This window comes from Prauserella muralis, assembly GCF_003202285.1.
GTDB classification, from domain to species: domain Bacteria; phylum Actinomycetota; class Actinomycetes; order Mycobacteriales; family Pseudonocardiaceae; genus Prauserella_B; species Prauserella_B muralis.
In genome coordinates, this window is the sequence record NZ_MASW01000001.1 from 1962845 (window position 1) to 1977651 (window position 14807).

At 72.0% G+C, this 14807-nt stretch carries 16 protein-coding genes and 1 other RNA gene; 13 read left to right on the forward strand and 4 right to left on the reverse strand.

What is annotated here, in order from left to right:
- Nucleotides 1-139 precede the first annotated feature (139 nt).
- Both BAY60_RS10445 and BAY60_RS10450 read left to right on the forward strand, forming a co-directional pair.
- Nucleotides 140-1015, forward strand: coding sequence for a cobalamin biosynthesis protein CobD/CbiB (locus BAY60_RS10445; protein WP_112280522.1), 876 nt, complete (start codon nucleotides 140-142; stop codon nucleotides 1013-1015).
- Between the two features lie 40 nt (nucleotides 1016-1055).
- The gene (locus BAY60_RS10450) at nucleotides 1056-1865 is read left to right on the forward strand and encodes an MBL fold metallo-hydrolase (protein WP_211330218.1); all 810 of its coding nucleotides are present in this window, start codon (nucleotides 1056-1058) and stop codon (nucleotides 1863-1865) included.
- Nucleotides 1866-1897: 32 nt separating this feature from the next.
- Here the strand turns inward: BAY60_RS10450 and BAY60_RS10455 are convergent, their stop codons facing one another.
- The 3 genes from BAY60_RS10455 to BAY60_RS10465 form a co-directional block, all read right to left on the reverse strand.
- Entirely contained in the window at nucleotides 1898-2737 is an 840-nt protein-coding gene (locus BAY60_RS10455; RefSeq protein ID WP_112280523.1) for an SURF1 family cytochrome oxidase biogenesis protein, read from the reverse strand.
- 166 nt (nucleotides 2738-2903) lie between these two features.
- Nucleotides 2904-3779 (reverse strand): fructosamine kinase family protein, encoded by an 876-nt coding sequence (locus BAY60_RS10460; protein WP_112280524.1) that lies wholly within the window; start codon nucleotides 3777-3779, stop codon nucleotides 2904-2906.
- Nucleotides 3776-4273, reverse strand: coding sequence for a low molecular weight protein-tyrosine-phosphatase (locus BAY60_RS10465; protein WP_112280525.1), 498 nt, complete (start codon nucleotides 4271-4273; stop codon nucleotides 3776-3778). The genes BAY60_RS10460 and BAY60_RS10465 overlap by 4 nt, the downstream gene beginning before the upstream one ends.
- Before the next feature lie 386 nt (nucleotides 4274-4659).
- Here BAY60_RS10465 and BAY60_RS10470 point away from each other — a divergent pair, with 386 nt between their 5' ends.
- From BAY60_RS10470 to BAY60_RS10490, 5 genes are read left to right on the forward strand one after another with little or no spacing between them, the layout of a single operon-like run.
- Nucleotides 4660-6045, forward strand: a complete 1386-nt coding sequence (locus BAY60_RS10470) for a sensor histidine kinase (protein ID WP_211330290.1) — start codon at nucleotides 4660-4662, stop codon at nucleotides 6043-6045.
- Between the two features lie 15 nt (nucleotides 6046-6060).
- Entirely contained in the window at nucleotides 6061-6480 is a 420-nt protein-coding gene (locus tag BAY60_RS10475; protein ID WP_112280526.1) for a roadblock/LC7 domain-containing protein, read from the forward strand.
- Complete coding sequence (locus BAY60_RS10480) at nucleotides 6480-6839, forward strand: DUF742 domain-containing protein (RefSeq protein ID WP_112280860.1); 360 nt, start codon at nucleotides 6480-6482, stop codon at nucleotides 6837-6839. The genes BAY60_RS10475 and BAY60_RS10480 overlap by 1 nt, the downstream gene beginning before the upstream one ends.
- Nucleotides 6820-7449 carry a GTP-binding protein gene (locus BAY60_RS10485; protein ID WP_112280527.1) on the forward strand — a complete coding sequence of 210 codons (630 nt, stop codon included), beginning with the start codon at nucleotides 6820-6822 and terminating at the stop codon, nucleotides 7447-7449. The genes BAY60_RS10480 and BAY60_RS10485 overlap by 20 nt, the downstream gene beginning before the upstream one ends.
- Nucleotides 7446-8675, forward strand: a complete 1230-nt coding sequence (locus tag BAY60_RS10490) for a cytochrome P450 (protein ID WP_112280528.1) — start codon at nucleotides 7446-7448, stop codon at nucleotides 8673-8675. Before BAY60_RS10485 ends, BAY60_RS10490 begins: the two co-directional genes overlap by 4 nt.
- Here BAY60_RS10490 and BAY60_RS10495 read toward each other — a convergent pair.
- Complete coding sequence (locus tag BAY60_RS10495) at nucleotides 8641-9876, reverse strand: cytochrome P450 (RefSeq protein ID WP_112280529.1); 1236 nt, start codon at nucleotides 9874-9876, stop codon at nucleotides 8641-8643. The genes BAY60_RS10490 and BAY60_RS10495 overlap by 35 nt on opposite strands.
- 125 nt (nucleotides 9877-10001) lie before the next feature.
- On the opposite strand from BAY60_RS10495, the gene BAY60_RS10500 reads away from it, so the two are divergent.
- The 6 genes from BAY60_RS10500 to BAY60_RS10525 all read left to right on the forward strand — a co-directional run bounded on the left by BAY60_RS10500 (nucleotide 10002) and on the right by BAY60_RS10525 (nucleotide 14152).
- A complete protein-coding gene (locus BAY60_RS10500; protein ID WP_112280530.1) occupies nucleotides 10002-10805 on the forward strand; it encodes a Nif3-like dinuclear metal center hexameric protein in 804 nt (267 codons plus the stop codon).
- A gap of 13 nt (nucleotides 10806-10818) precedes the next feature.
- A complete protein-coding gene (locus BAY60_RS10505) occupies nucleotides 10819-11556 on the forward strand; it encodes a zinc ribbon domain-containing protein (protein WP_112280531.1) in 738 nt (245 codons plus the stop codon).
- Nucleotides 11553-12677 (forward strand): bifunctional RNase H/acid phosphatase, encoded by a 1125-nt coding sequence (locus BAY60_RS10510; protein WP_112280532.1) that lies wholly within the window; start codon nucleotides 11553-11555, stop codon nucleotides 12675-12677. The genes BAY60_RS10505 and BAY60_RS10510 overlap by 4 nt, the downstream gene beginning before the upstream one ends.
- A gap of 116 nt (nucleotides 12678-12793) precedes the next feature.
- Nucleotides 12794-13194, forward strand: an RNA gene (rnpB, locus tag BAY60_RS10515) — RNase P RNA component class A.
- Between the two features lie 179 nt (nucleotides 13195-13373).
- Nucleotides 13374-13757 carry a hypothetical protein gene (locus BAY60_RS10520; RefSeq protein ID WP_112280533.1) on the forward strand — a complete coding sequence of 128 codons (384 nt, stop codon included), beginning with the start codon at nucleotides 13374-13376 and terminating at the stop codon, nucleotides 13755-13757.
- Nucleotides 13757-14152 (forward strand): hypothetical protein, encoded by a 396-nt coding sequence (locus BAY60_RS10525; RefSeq protein ID WP_112280534.1) that lies wholly within the window; start codon nucleotides 13757-13759, stop codon nucleotides 14150-14152. Before BAY60_RS10520 ends, BAY60_RS10525 begins: the two co-directional genes overlap by 1 nt.
- Nucleotides 14153-14807 lie beyond the last annotated feature (655 nt).

Consider the following 14807-nt stretch of genomic DNA (forward strand, 5'->3'; position numbering starts at 1 on the left):
CGCCGCCGGGCCGTCGCCCGCGCGGCCAGCACACCGGCGTGGGTGACCAACACACCGGGCCGAGCCCCACGGAGCGTGCGCGGACTGGTCCAGTAGTCTCACCCGAACAGAGCACGTCGGATTGCGGGGGCATGCTGGGGTGAGTGCTGCACGGGCCATCGGACTGCTGGTGGGCGTGATCGCCGACGGGGCGGTCGGCGACCCGCGGCGCCGGGGCTCCGCCGCCGGAGGCGCGGCGCTGCTCGCCCTCGTCGCCGAGCGCGCGGGCCGCCGCAGGCCGCTGCTGCGGCTGGCGGGCACCGCACTCGGCACGTGGTCCGTGCTCGGCGCCGCCCGGATCTCCGCGCAGGGCACCGAGCTGGCGCGCGACCTGGAGACCGGTGACCTCGACACCGCCCGCCGCACGCTGTCCGCACTCGACGCCCGCCGCACCGACGGTCTCGACGTGCTCGGGCTGTCGCGCGCCTCCGTGGAGAACGTCGCCGAGGCGACCTCGGACGACGTGGTCGCGCCGCTGCTGTGGGGTGCCGTCGCCGGGGTGCCGGGCCTGCTCGGCTCCCGTGCCGTCGCGCTGCTGCGGGACGCCGCCGAACGGCAGGGCCCCGCGCCGTCGCGGCTGCGCTGGACGCTCGCCCGGCTGCACGAGCTGGTCAACCTGGTGCCCACCCGCGTGGCCGCCGCGCTCACCGTGAGCGGCGCGCCGGTGGTCGGCGGTTCCGCGGGGGCCGCGTGGCGGGCCTGGCGACGCGATACCGTGCTGCACCCGAGCCCGAACGCGGGCCGCGTCGAGGCCGCGTTCGCCGGGGCGCTGGAGATCCGCCTCGGCGGCCGCACCGTCTACCCGCACGAGGTGCGCGAGTTGCCCGTGCTCGGCGACGGCCGCAACCCCGACGCGGGCCACGTCACCAGGGCCGTGGAGCTGTCGCGCGTGGTCGGCTGGCTGGCCGGTGCCGTCTCCGCCGTGCTCGCCCTGCTGCTCGCTGTGGGGCGGGGGCGCGGGGCCGTTTCGGGCTAGTCTGGACGGGACCGGCCCGGCGAACGCCACGGGAGGATCCGTGCTGATCGGCGACATCGACATCCACCCCGTCGCCGACGGAACGTTCCGTGCCTCGCCCGCCTACTTCGGCGAGCACGCCAGCCCCGAGGGCCACGAGGACCTGTTCGGCCGCCACGGCATGGCCTGGCTGCCCATCGGCTGCTTTCTGGTCCGCACCGGCGAGCGGACGATCCTCGTGGACGCCGGGATGGGACCCGAACTACGCGACGACGGGCCCCGCAGGCTGCTGGTCGGCGGCCAGCTGCCGCTCGGCCTGCGCGCCGTGGGTGTGCTGCCCTCCGACGTCACCGACGTCGTCTGCACCCACCTGCACGCCGACCACTGCGGCTGGTTGTTCGACACCGGCGCCGCGCCGGTCTTCGGCGCCGCCACGATCTGGTTCGGCGCGCGCGACTGGGACCATTTCGTGCTGAACCCGGACGTGTGGATGTTCGAGCACATCCGGCACGGCCTGTTGGCCGCGGCGCAACGCGGCGACCGGCTGCGGCTCGTCGACCACGACACCACCATCGCGCCCGGCGTCAGCCTGATGATGACGCCGGGGCACACCCCGGGACATCTCAGCGTCGTCGTCTCCTCGCGCGGCCGCAGGGCCCTGCTGCTCGGCGACGCGATCGTCTGCCCGGTGCAGCTGGACGAGCCCACGTGGCAGTCGATCGGCGACGTCGATCCCGGGCTGGCCGCCCGGGTCCGCGAACGACTGTTCCGGGAGCTGGAGGACGAAGCGACCCTCGGCGCCGGGGCTCACTTCCCCGAGCTGCAGTTCGGCCGCGTGCTCGCCGGGCAGGGACGACGCTGGCTGACATAGACCGCGCGGCCCGGCGTCGAGGGGCTCGGCCGTCAGGACGAGTGGGCCTGCTCGCGCTCGGCCTGCTCGTCCTCGGCCAGGATCTGCGCCACCGACTTGCGCCGATCGCCGCGCGGCCGGTCCTCGGCCAGCACGCCGCCCGGTCGCAGCTCCCGGAGCGTGAAGTAGAGCCAGCCCGCCAGCGCCATCGTGCCGAACGCGATCCACTGCAGGGCGTAGGAGAAGAACGGGCCCGCGTCGAGCTTCGGCAGCGGCAGCACGTTCAGCACACCCGGCTGGCCCGCCGACAGCTGAACATAGCCCGGTCGGATGTCCAGTCCCGTGGCCTCGGCGACGACACCGGAGTTCACCGAGTAGGCGTGCAGCCTGCCGCCGGTGGAGGCGTCGGCGAACGCGGGCCTGCCCTCGGGGTTCGCCTCGTCGGCGCGCACGCGTCCCTCGATGGTCACCTGGCCCCGGGGCGGCGCCGCGTACGGCGGCACCCGCGTCCGGTTGTCCGGCCGCACGAAACCGCGGTCCACCAGCACGACCTGGCCCTCGGTGGTGCGCAACGGGGTGAGCACCTCGAATGCGGGCTCGCCCTGCACGGTCCGCAGCCGCGCGATCACCTCGTCGCCGGGCAGGTAGGTGCCGCGGACGGTCACCCGCTGCCACTCGGTGTCCTGGCCGGGCGGCCGGTCACCGGGCAGCACCTCCGACAGCGGCTGCGGCCGCGCCGTGAACGACGCGCTCACCGCCGCGTTCTGCGCCTCCCGCTCGTCGTCGCGCTGGAACTGCCAGGGCGCCAGCAGCGTGTAGCAGGCACCGGCGAAGACGAACACGACGAGCGTCAACGCCAGCCAGCCGGGCCTCAGCAGGAACTTCCACCGCACCCTTCCACGGTATGCGCAGTGGCGGGGTGCTCACAGCGCGGGGGACGGTCCCTCCCGGCGCACGGCCCGGCTCCCGTACCTCGTCGGTGGGTGCCCTCGTCGTCGCGCACGAGCGGGTGACCGGATGGGGAGACGGTGTGTGCTCTCCTCCCGGAGCCGGCGTGCGTCAGGCGCGCAGTGCGCGCCGTGCGGCCGCGACCGCCTGCCGCGCGTACCCGCTTCCGAACAACACCGCGTGCACGAGCAGGGGAAACAGCTGGTGCAGGTCGGTTCGGTCACGCCATCCTTCGGCGAGCGGGGTACCGGCGTCGCGTGCGGCCTCGGCGTAGGCACCGAGGATGTGCTCGAGCAGGGGCGTGCCGAACAGGCCGAGCATCGCCAGGTCGGTTTCCCGGTGCCCGCCGTAGGAGGCGGGGTCGATCAGCCAGGCCCTGCCGTCGGCCGCCCAGTGCACGTTGCCGCTCCAGGCGTCGCCGTGCAGCCGCGCCGGGGGCTCCGGCGGCCCGGCGAGCTCCGGCAGCCGCGCGCACACGTCGTCGAACACGGCGGCGTGGTCCTCCGAGAACAGGCCCTGCTCGACGGCCGACCGCACGTAGGGCTCGATGCGATGCCGCGCGTAGAAGCTCGCCCAGTCGTCGTGCGGCTCGTTGCGCATGGGGGCGAGGCCCATCCACGCGTCGGCAGGCCCGTCCGGCGGCGGCGCGCCGAACGCGGGCGCTCCGCGCAGGTGCAGTGCGGCGAGCCCGCGTCCGAACTCCTCGGCCGCGGCCGTGCTCGGCGCGCCGGGCGCGACGTAGTCCATCACCAGCCACTGCTCGTCGTAGCCGTGCACGCCGGGCAGGGGCACGTCGCCGTGCTCGGCCAGCCAGCGCAGCCCCGCGGCTTCCGCGCGGGCGGCGTTCGCGCCCGCGCCGCGCTTGGCGACCACCTGGCCGCCGCGGGACAGGCTCACCAGGACGGCGTCACCACCCAGCGCGTAGGTGTGTCCCGGCGTGGCGCCGACGTGGCGCTCGACGGCGCGCACCGCTTCGCGTGATGTCATCGGTTCTCGCGCACCCAGTCGAGCAGGCCGGGCATCGCGCGCTCGATCATGCCCAGCACGTCGGTGAAGCCGTCGCCGTCGCCGTAGTACGGGTCGGGGATCTCGGCGCCGGGCGGTGCCGTGGGGTCGAACTCGCGCAACAGCACCACCCTGTCCGGGTCGCCGACCAGCCTGCGCAAGTCACGCAGGTGCCCGGTGTCCGCGGCGAGGAACAGGTCGGCGTCCAGGTCGGCCTCGCCGATCTGGGCGGCCACGTGGTCGACCGGATAGCCTGCGCGCTCCAGTGTGGCCCGTGCTCTCGGGTCGGCGGGCTCGCCCGCGTGCCACGGCCCCATGCCCGCGCTGCTCACGTGCACGGCGTCGCCGAGCCCGGCGCGGCGCAGGTGCTCGCGGAACACCAGCGCCGCCATCGGCGAGCGGCAGATGTTGCCCGAGCAGACGAACACGATCCGCAGCGGACTGGCGGTGGGCTTCCTGCCCTGCTGGTCAGCCATGCCGCCAGTCTCCCTGATGCCCGAACGCCCCGAAGGCGAGGGCCGCGCCCCAAGCTCCCCAATGCCACATTTGTTCCACTGGGTGGAGCCAATGCGGCATTCGCTCCATCCAGTGGAGCGAATGCCGCATTGGGGAAGTTGAACGTTACGAATGTGGCATTGGGGAGCCTGCTGCGGCGGTGGGGGGCCGGAATTCGGGGGACGACGTTCGCCCGAACCGGTTCCCCTCGGTGGTCCAGTCGTACTAAGCTCCCGGTCTCGTCAACGGCCCGAGTCCCGCCCGCACAGGCGGGAGCAGGCAGACACCCACAGGTACTTTGGGGGCTCCCATTTCCCTGTCCACTGCGAACCGCGCCGGCGCGGAGCGCTCTCCGCTGAACCGGGCCCTGCTCGTCCTGCTCGTCACGGTGCTGGTCACCGGTGGGGTGTGGGTGTGGGCCACGCTGCAGACTCCCGCGGACCACCGGCTGCTCGTCGCACTCGCGGGCGGGATCACCGCCGCCCTGCTGTGCGCGGCCGCGACCGTCGCCGTCTACCGCGACCAGCAGGTCCGCGGGGCACGCGAGCGGGTGCACACGCTGGAGGCCGGCCTCGCCGAGCTCGCCGACGACACGCTGCCGGCCGCCGCCCGCAGGCTGCGAGAAGGAGCGCCGGCCGGCACCGTCCTTTCCGAACTGTCGTTGCCGGACAACGAAACCCAGCAGCGCATCGTGGAGCTGCTCACCAAGGAGATCGGTCTCGGGCAGCGGCAGCGGGCAGCCGCCATGGCCGCCTGCGCCAACGCCGCGGGCCGCGTGCAGGCACTGGCCACCAGCATGCTCGCCGAACTGCGCGACATGGAGAACCGGCACTCCGAGGAGGTTCTCGGCGACCTGCTCAAACTCGACCACAGCACCGCGCAGGCGGGCAGGCTCGCCGACAGCATCGCCGTGCTCACGGGGGCCCGCTCCGGGCGGCGCTGGACCAAACCCATTGTCATGGAAAGCATCCTGCGGGGCGCCATGAGCCGGATCCGCGCCTACCAGCGGGTTCGCGTGCACTCGGCGAGCCAGGCCGCGATCGTCGGCTATGCGGCCGAGGACGTCATGCACGCGCTCGCCGAGCTCATGGACAACGCCACCAGGTTCTCCGCGCCGACGGAGGAAGTCCATGTCTACGTGGAGGAGCTGCACACCGGCGTCGTCGTGACCATCGAGGACGGTGGCCTCGGCATGAAGCCGCAGGCGCTGGAGCGTGCCAAGAAGGCCGTCTCGGCCACCGAACCGCTCGACCTGACGAAGCTGTCCGGCACGCGGCTCGGGCTCGCCGTCGTCGGCTGTCTCGCCCGCAAGCACGAGCTGCACGTGTTCTTCCGCCCGTCGTCGCGGGGCGGCACCGGCGTGGTGCTGCGCATCCCGAACCACCTCGTCACGCAGCCACGGCACGACTTCCGGCCCACCGCACCGCAGTCCGCGGCGGGCCTGCCGCGGCCCTCACGCGACAGCGGCGGCCACCATGCCGCGCCCGGCGCCCCCGCGTCGGCGGGCGCGGTCACCGCGGTGCTCGACGGTGACGAGCGCGCCGACGGCGGTTCCGCGCAGCAGCCCCGCACCCGCAGCCTGCCGAAACGGCAACGAGGACAGACCCTGGCCGGCACGCCGCAGCCCTCGCAGGCACCGGCGTCGCAACCACCGAAACCGCGCACCGACGCCGGCGCCCGGTTCGGTGCCTTCCGGCAGGGCACGCGCGCGCACAAACCCGACAGTGGCCCGTCTGCCAACCAGGGCAGCTAGCAAGAGATTGGTGTCATGAGCACGACGAACCCGAACCTCGAGTGGTTGCTGGAGAACCTGGTGCAGAGCACGCCGGGCGCCACGCACGCCCTGGTGCTGTCCAGGGACGGCCTCAAGCTGTGCCACACCGCCTCTCTCGGCGTGGACAGGGCCGACCAGCTGGCCGCCATCGCCGCCGGGGTGCAGGCCCTCTCGCAGAGCGCGTCGGTGGAGTTCGGCGACGGCACCGGTGGGGTGCGGCAGTCCATGACGGAGTTCCACGGTGGGCTGCTGTTCATCGTGGAGGCGGGCGAGGGCGCCCACCTCGCGGTGCTCGCGGCACCGGAGGCCGACGTCGGCCTCATCGGGCACAGGATGGACGAGCTGGTGGAGCAGATCGGCGCGTTCCTCACCTCGCCGCCACGCCACCAGCAGCCCACCAACCAGCCGGCATGATGATCCGCGAGGCCGTCGACAGCGAGGACCCCGACCGGCTCTACACCGTCACCGGCGGGCGCAGCCGCGCGGACGAGCCCGACCTCGACCTGGTGACGCTCATCGTCAGCGAGACCGATCCGGTGCCCGGCATGCAGTCCGAGCATGTCCGGATCCTGCGCACGTGCCGGTACCCGACGGCCGTCGTCGAGCTCGCCTCGGAGCTGAACCTGCCGGTGAGCGTCGTCAAGATCCTCGTGTCGGACCTGCTCGGTTCCGGCCACGTCTCGGCCCGCCACCCGTCTTCGCCTCGCGCCAGCGCGCAACTGCCTGACGCCGCATTCCTGAAGAAGGTGCTCGTTGGACTCCACAATCTCTGAGGCCCACGGCAGAGCCGACCCGGCGGGCCGCACCCCGCTGCGCAGCACGGCGACGGACGGTCTCAAGATCGTCGTCGTCGGCGGCTTCGGCGTGGGCAAGACCACGATGGTCCGCTCGGTGAGCGAGATCCGCCCGCTCAACACCGAGGAGACCATGACGCAGGCCGGTGTGGGCGTCGACCACAACACGGCCGTCACCGACAAGACCACCACCACGGTGGCGTTCGACTTCGGCCGCATCAGCCTCAACGAGGAGATGATCCTCTACCTGTTCGGCGCTCCCGGTCAGGAACGCTTCTGGTTCCTGTGGGACCGGTTGTTCGCCGGAACGCTCGGCGCCGTGGTGCTCGTGGACACCCGCCGCATCGAGGACTCCTGGTACGCCATCGACCGGCTCGAGCACCACGGCACGCCGTTCATCGTGGCCCGCAACAACTTTCCCGGCAGCGAGGAGCACAGCCTCGGCGAACTGCGCGAGGCGCTCACGCTGTCCCGGGACGTCCCGCTCGTGGACTGCGACGCGCGCGTGCGCGAGTCGTCCAAGCGGGTGCTCATCACGCTCGTCGACCACCTCTACGCCCTGTCTACCGCCCGGGAGACCGTCTCATGACCGACGCCCAGCTCACGCACACCGGCGCCGTGCGGCTGTACGGGCCGGAGTTCCAGCAGGACCCGGCCGGCCTGTACGCGCGGATCAAACGGGAGTACGGCCCCGTCGCACCGGTGCTGCTCGACGGCGACCTTCCGGCGTGGTTCGTGTGCGGCTACCGCGAGGTGCACCAGGTGACCAGCGACTCGCAGCTGTTCGCGCGCGACACGCGCCGCTGGAACCAGTGGGACAACGTGCCCGCCGACTGGCCGCAGCTGGGGTTCGTCGCCTACAACCCCTCGCTGATGTTCACCGAGGGCGACGAGCACCGCAGGCGCGCGGGCGCCGTGAGCGACGCACTGGCCGAAGTGGACCAGTTCGAGCTGCGTACGTTGGCCGAGCAGGCGGGCGACCGGCTTATCGACACGTTCGCGGGCACCGGCGAGGCCGACCTGATGGAGCAGTACGCCTCCACGATCCCGTTGCTGGTGACGGCCGGCATGTACGGCATGCCGGAGGCCGACATCCCGTCCCTGGTGCGCGACATCACCCTGTCGGTCAACGCCGACGCCGAGTCCGCCGCCGCGCATCAGCGCGTGGCCGAGGCCATGGCGCGGCTGGTGGAGCTCAAGCACAGGCAGCCGGGCGAGGACGTGCCCACCCGGCTGATCGAGCATCCCTCCGGGCTGACCGACGAGGAGATCCTGCTCGACCTCGTGGTCATCATCGCGGCGGCGCACCAGCCGACGAGCTACTGGATCGGCAACACCATCCGGCTGATGCTCACCGACGACCGCTTCGCCACGACCCTGGCCGGCGGGCGGGCCAGCGTCGGGCAGGCGCTCAACGAGGTGCTGTGGCAGGACACGCCGACGCAGAACTTCATCGGCCGGTTCGCCACCCGCGACACCCAGGTGGGCGGCCAGCGGGTGCGGGCAGGCGACCTGCTCATCCTCGGCCTCGCCGCGGCCAACGCCGACCCGCAGCTGCACTCGTGCGGCGGCGCCGCGGGCAACCATGCGCAGATGTCGTTCGGCCACGGCGAGCACGGCTGCCCCTGGCCCGCGCCCGAGCTGGCCGAGGTGATCGCCAAGGCGGCGGTCGAGGTCCTGCTCGACCGCCTGCCCGATCTCACCCTGGCGGTACACCCGGAGCAGCTGCGCTGGCAGCCGTCGGTGTGGATGCGCGGGCTGGTGAGCCTGCCCGTCACCTTCACACCGGCGTACGTTCCGCTCGGCGGACGCTGAACCGCACCGGCAGGGATGCCGGGCCACGGGTGAACACGCCCTGTTCGGACGGCGTGAACCCGTCGAGCAGCTCCAGGTCCGGCATCGCGTCCAGCAGCTGGTTGACGCCGACCTCCACCTCGGTCTTGGCCAGCAGCGCTCCGACGCAGAAGTGGCGGCCCAGCGCGAACGACACGTGCTGGGCCGCCGCCGAGAACGCCGTCTCCGTGGGCAGGTCGTCGCGGAAGATGTCGAACGCGTCCGGGTGGGCGTAGCGGCGCGGGTCGCGGTTGGCGGCACCGATGAGGCAGGTGAGGGTGCTGCCCGCGGGCACGACTCCACCGCTGAGTTCGACGTCCTCGGCGGGCTGGCGCATGATCATGTGCACCGGCGGGCTGTAGCGCAGGGTCTCCGCGAACGCCTTCGGGATCAGCGCGCGGTTCTCCCGCACGGCGCGCAGCTGCTCCGGGTGCTCCAGCAGGTTCTTGAAGATGCTGGCGATGGCCTTGTCGGTGGTCTCGCCCCCGGCGGCGAGCAGCAGGCTGACGAACGCCTTGATGTCCTCGTCGCTCATCCGCACGCCGTCGACCTCGGCGGCGCACAGCTGGGACAGCAGGTCGTCGCCGAGGTCGCCGCGGCGCCGCTGGATCACCGGGATCATGTACTCGGCGAGCTCGGCGCGGGTGCGCAGGCCGTCGGCGGTGATGTCCGGGTCCTGGCTCAGGTTGCCGAGGAACGCGATGATCGAGGTGTACCAGCGCTGGAAGCGGGCGTGCTCGGTGCGGTCGAGGCCCAGCATGTCCACGATCACGTTGATGGGGAAGTGCCGGGCGAAGTCGGTGACCAGGTCGGCGGTGCCCCGCTCGCGGAAGCCGTCGATGAGTTCGGCGGCGTTGCGCTCGATCACCGGCAGGAACCTGTGCTGAAGCTCCTGGCCGCGGAACGCGGGCGCGATGAGCGCGCGCCGCACCGCGTGGTCACGCCCGCTGAGCTGGAGGATCGTCTTGCCGTGGACGGGTTCGAGCTGCCAGTCGTAGTTGTCGGTGGTGAACACCGGCTCCTTGAACGCCCGCGCCACGTCGGAGTAGCGGCTGATGATGTAGCTGTTCATCGGCTCGTGCCAGATCAGCGGATGGTCCTCCAGCATGATCCGGTAGGCCGGGTAGGGGTTGGCGGCGAAGTCGGGGGAAAGGATGTCAGGTGCTTCGCGAGCGGTGGTCATAACACTCCTCGGTAAGCAGGGCACGACCGTACGAGGCTAGCGATGATCACCGGTGGCGCTCAGCCGTCCGAGGGCAAGTTCAGACGGTTGGCCTAGAGCACGCGGGCGCATGCGAGGATCGGCCCATGCCAGCCACAGTGTCCGACGTGATCGCCGCGCTGGACGCGGCCTACCCGCCTGACCTCGCCGAATCGTGGGACGCAGTGGGGCTGGTGTGCGGAGACCCCGCTGAGCCCGCCGGCCGGGTGCTGGTGTGCGTCGACCCGGTCGCCGCGACCGTGGACGAGGCCGTCGAGCTCGGCGCGCGGATGATCGTCGCCCACCACCCGCTGCTGCTGCGCGGCGTGCACGGGGTGCCCGCCGACTCCGCGAAGGGCGCGCTCGTGCACCGCATGATCCGCGAGGGCATCGCGCTGTTCTGTGCCCACACCAACGCCGACTCCGCCAACCCTGGCGTCTCGGATGCGCTCGCCACCGCGCTCGGGCTGCGGGTGACCGGCCCGCTCGCACCGCACCCCGGCGGCGACACCGGCATCGGCCGCATCGGTGAACTGGCCGAGGCGGAACCGTTCGGCACGTTCGTGCGCAGGGTGGCCGCCGCGCTGCCCGCAACCCGGCCCGGCGTCCACGGAGCGGGTGATCCCGACCGTCCGATCAGGACTGTCGCGGTGTCCGGTGGCGCGGGCGACGGCTACCTCGGCGCGGCCACCGAGGCCGGGGTCGACGCCTATGTGACGGCCGACCTGCGGCATCACCCCGCGGGGGAGCACCTGGAGCGGCTGGGGCGGGTGCCGGCGCTGGTCGGCGTGACGCACTGGGCAAGCGAGTGGCCGTGGTGCGGGCAAGCCGCCGAGGTGATCCGGGGTGCGGGTAACGTCGAGGTTCACGTCTCCACGCGGTGCACCGATCCGTGGAACCTGACAGCGTGAGAGAGAGGGCATTGTGAAGGCTGACGCCGCAGTGCAACGGCAGCTGCTGGAGCTCGCCAAGGTCGACGCCGAGCTGTCCAGGGTGGCGCACCGCCGCCGCACCCTGCCGGAGCTGACCGAGATCGCCGAGGCGGAGAAGACACTGAGGGAGCGCAAGGATGCGCTGGTGGCCGTGCAGACCTCGGCGTCGGACCTGGAGCGCGAGGTGGCCAGGCAGGAGCGGGAGGTCGAGTCCGTGCGGGCCCGCGCCGACCGCGACCGCTCCCTCATGCAGTCGGGTTCGGTGTCGGCCAAGCAGCTGACCGACCTCGAGCACGAGCTGGACACGCTGGCGCGCCGTCAGGCGGCGCTGGAGGACGACCTGCTGGAGCTCATGGAGCGCAAGGAGGCCGTGGACACCGACGCCCAGCGCACCGCCGCCGAGGTGGACAAGGCCGAGCAGGACCTCACCGATGCCGCGAAGCGGCGCGACGAGGCGATCGCCGACCTCGACACCACGCAGGCGCGCAGGGAGGCCGACCGCGCCGGGCTGCTGCCGCGCTTCCCGGAGGACCTGCTGAAGCTCTACGAGCGGGTGCGTGAGCAGCGGGGGATCGGCGCGGCGCTGCTGCGATCCCGCAAGTGCGGCGCGTGTCAGCTGGAGCTGGACCGCAACGCCATCGCCGAAATCAAGGCGGCGCCCGAGGACGAGGTCGTTCGCTGCGACAACTGCGGCGCCATCCTGGTGCGCACACTGGAGTCCGGCCTGTGACCGAGCACGTCGTCGTCGAGGCCGACGGCGGGTCGCGGGGCAACCCGGGGCCCGCGGGCTACGGCGCGGTGGTGAAGGACGCGGAGACCGGCCGGGTGCTCGCCGAGCGGCAGGCCGGGCTCGGCGTGGCCACCAACAACGTCGCCGAGTACAGCGGCCTGATCGCGGGCCTGGAGGCCGCCGCGGAGGCGGGTGCGTCCACTGTAGACGTGCGGATGGACTCGAAGCTGGTGGTCGAGCAGATGTCCGGCCGCTGGAAGATCAAGAACGCAGCGCTGCAGCCACTCGCGCAGCGGGCGAGGGACCTCGCGGCCGGGTTCGCCAGGGTGCGCTACGACTGGATCCCGCGTGCGCAGAACGCGCACGCCGACCGGCTGGCCAACGAGGCCATGGACACCCAGTCGGGAGCGGGCGGCGCGGACCCCGAACCGGAGGAGGTCTCCGAGGGGCACGGTGGTCCCGACCGGACGTCGCCGGCGGGCTGGACGGGGGCGACGGGCACGCCGACGAGGCTCCTGCTGCTGCGGCACGGCCAGACGGAGATGTCGGTGGAGCGCCGTTACTCGGGGCGCGGCGACGTGCCGCTGACCGAGCACGGGCGCGGACAGGCCGAGGCGGCGGCCACGCGGCTGGCGGCGATGGACGGCCTCGTCGACGATCCCGTGGTCGTGGCCTCCCCGCTGCTGCGCGCGATGCAGACGGCGCAGGCCGTCGCCGACGCGGCGGGTGGCCGGGTGAGCACCCACCCCGGGCTGGTCGAGACCGACTTCGGCGCGTGGGAAGGCCTCACGTTCGGCGAGGCCGCCGTGCGCGACCCGGAGATCCACCGGAAGTGGATGAGCGACACGTCGGTGCCGCCTCCCGGCGGGGAGAGCTTCGACGAGGTGCACCGCCGGGTGCGCAAGGTCCTCGACGAGCTGTTCGCGGGCTACGCGGGCCGGACGGTGGTCGTGGTGAGCCACGTGACGCCCATCAAGTCACTGCTGCGCCTGGGCCTCGACGCGGGCCCGTCCCTGCTTTTCCGCCTGCACCTGGACCCGGCATCACTCTCGATCGCCGACTTCTACCCGGACGGCAACGCCTCCGTCCGCCTCGTCAACGACATTTCCCACCTCCAGTAGCCCTCCTGCCCACCATGCCCAAGACGGGAGCAAGGGACCTTTACTCTCGTTTGGCGGGAGTAAACCTCCCTTGCTCCCGGTTCGGCGGGGTGCGGGGAGTAGGCTGGATGGGCGGACGAGTTGGCAGGGCGGCCGCGATGCCGTTCCCGGGAGGGACGGCACCGAGGAAAGTCCGGACTCCGCAGGGCAGGGTGGTTGCTAACGGCAACCCGGGGTGACCCGCGGGACAGTGCCACAGAAAACAGACCGCCCCGCGCCTGGCGCGGGGTAAGGGTGAAACGGTGGTGTAAGAGACCACCAGCGTCCCGGGTGACCGGGACGGCTCGGTAAACCCCACCCGGAGCAAGGTCAAGAGGGGGTTTCGGCCCCTGCGCAGGCGTTCGAGGGCGGCCCGTCCGATGCCTGCGGGTAGACCGCTGGAGCCTGCCGGCAACGGCAGGCCGAGATGGATGGTCGCTCGTCGCGGCGCCGCACGGCAGCCGCGGGACAGAATCCGGCTTACATGCCAACTCGTCCGCCCCCTGCCGCCCGCCCTCGGCGAGACCGGCCGTTGCGCGGCCATCCGGCGGATCGTCGCTGGCCGGAGGACCGGACCGTTCGGTTCACGGCGAGCCCCAAGGATCTGCGAGAACCGGTTGCGCACCGTCATTGTCCATTACTCTCGGTGGGAGATCGGACTCTGCAGGTGCGGAGCACGTGGAGGATCACGGGGCGGCCGAGCGCGACGTGCCCGGTTCGGGTCGACCGGCGCGGGTTCGCGTACTGACGCCGGTCGAGGTCGCCGAGTCGGCGCCCGATGGTGTGCTGGTGTCGACGGTGGAGCGGGAGCCGGACAGCGCGATCGAGCTGTGGGAGCTGGCCACCGGTCAACGCGTGGTCGTGGGCTATTCGACCTTCACCGCGCTGGCCGCCTCCTGTGGGACCGGGCAGCGGCTCGGCGAGCAGGCCGGGAGGATGGAACGGGCGCTGCGGGACTTCGCCGACGCGCTGGGTGGCGTGATCCGGCGCATGGACGATGCGCGCGGCAAGGCCAGCCTCGGCGGCCTGAGGATCGAGGGGCCGTTCATGCGCGGCAGGTGATGGCGGAGAACAAGAAGGCCATCGCCGCGCACAACGCTGCCGTGGCCGACTACAACGCCAAGGCGGCCGTCTACAACGAGTGCAAGGCCATCGTCACCGACGCCCGCTACCAGGAAGGCAACGCGCACAACGCCCTCCAACAGGCCTTCCGGAACTCGAAGCCCGCCGACGACTACGTCTCGCTGGGTTTCACGACCGCGTCGCACTCGCGGAGTTTCGTCGCGAGCATGGAGAACAGCCGGCTGGAGTATTCGAAGCTCGCCGACCGTTTCCGCAACACCGGCGCCGACTTCACCAACTTCGCGCTCGGCAAGTTCCATCACCTGCCCGAGAACTTCCAGAAGACGCTCGTCACCTACGTTTCCGCCACGAACGCCGGCACCGAGTACTACTAGGCCAAAGCCGACGAGTACGGGCGATACGTCAAGCACGTACCGCAGTGGGCACGGGATGCCTTGTCCGCCTATCCCGGCAAAGGTGCGCTGTCTGACCTCGAACCCGGTGCGAGCAAGGTGCTGGAGAACAGCCGTAGCTACCTGAAAGGTCTGTCGTACGCAGGCGGGCTCCTGGTCGCCGTGAAACGAAGGCATCGGTGCCTACAAGGGCGAGCAATCGTGGGGTAAGGCCCTCTCGGACACCGGAGTCGTCATCGCCTCGTCGGCTGCCGGCGGCGCCGCTGCCGGCTGGGCGTACGGCGCCCTCGTCGGCTCGGTGGGGGCCCGATCGGAGCATTGGTGGTCGGCACCGCAGGCGGCGTGCTTGGCGGGATCGCCGGGCAGTGGGTTGCCGATATCGTCAACCCGGAGTAGCGCACGAGAGGTTGACCACGACGCCAGAGGGAACGTCGAGCACCGGCGACGGCCTGCCGCGCCGCCCGGACTCGGAGACCGGCAAGCCGTTCCCACCGCACGCGCCGGGCTACACCGGCAACGACAAGCACCCCGAGGCCGACCCCCTCCGCGACATGGCCCTGTCCCGCAAGCCCAAGCCACCTGCTGGCATGGTGGAAGGACACCTCGAAGGCGGGGCTCGCCAGGGCGGCGTTCTCCT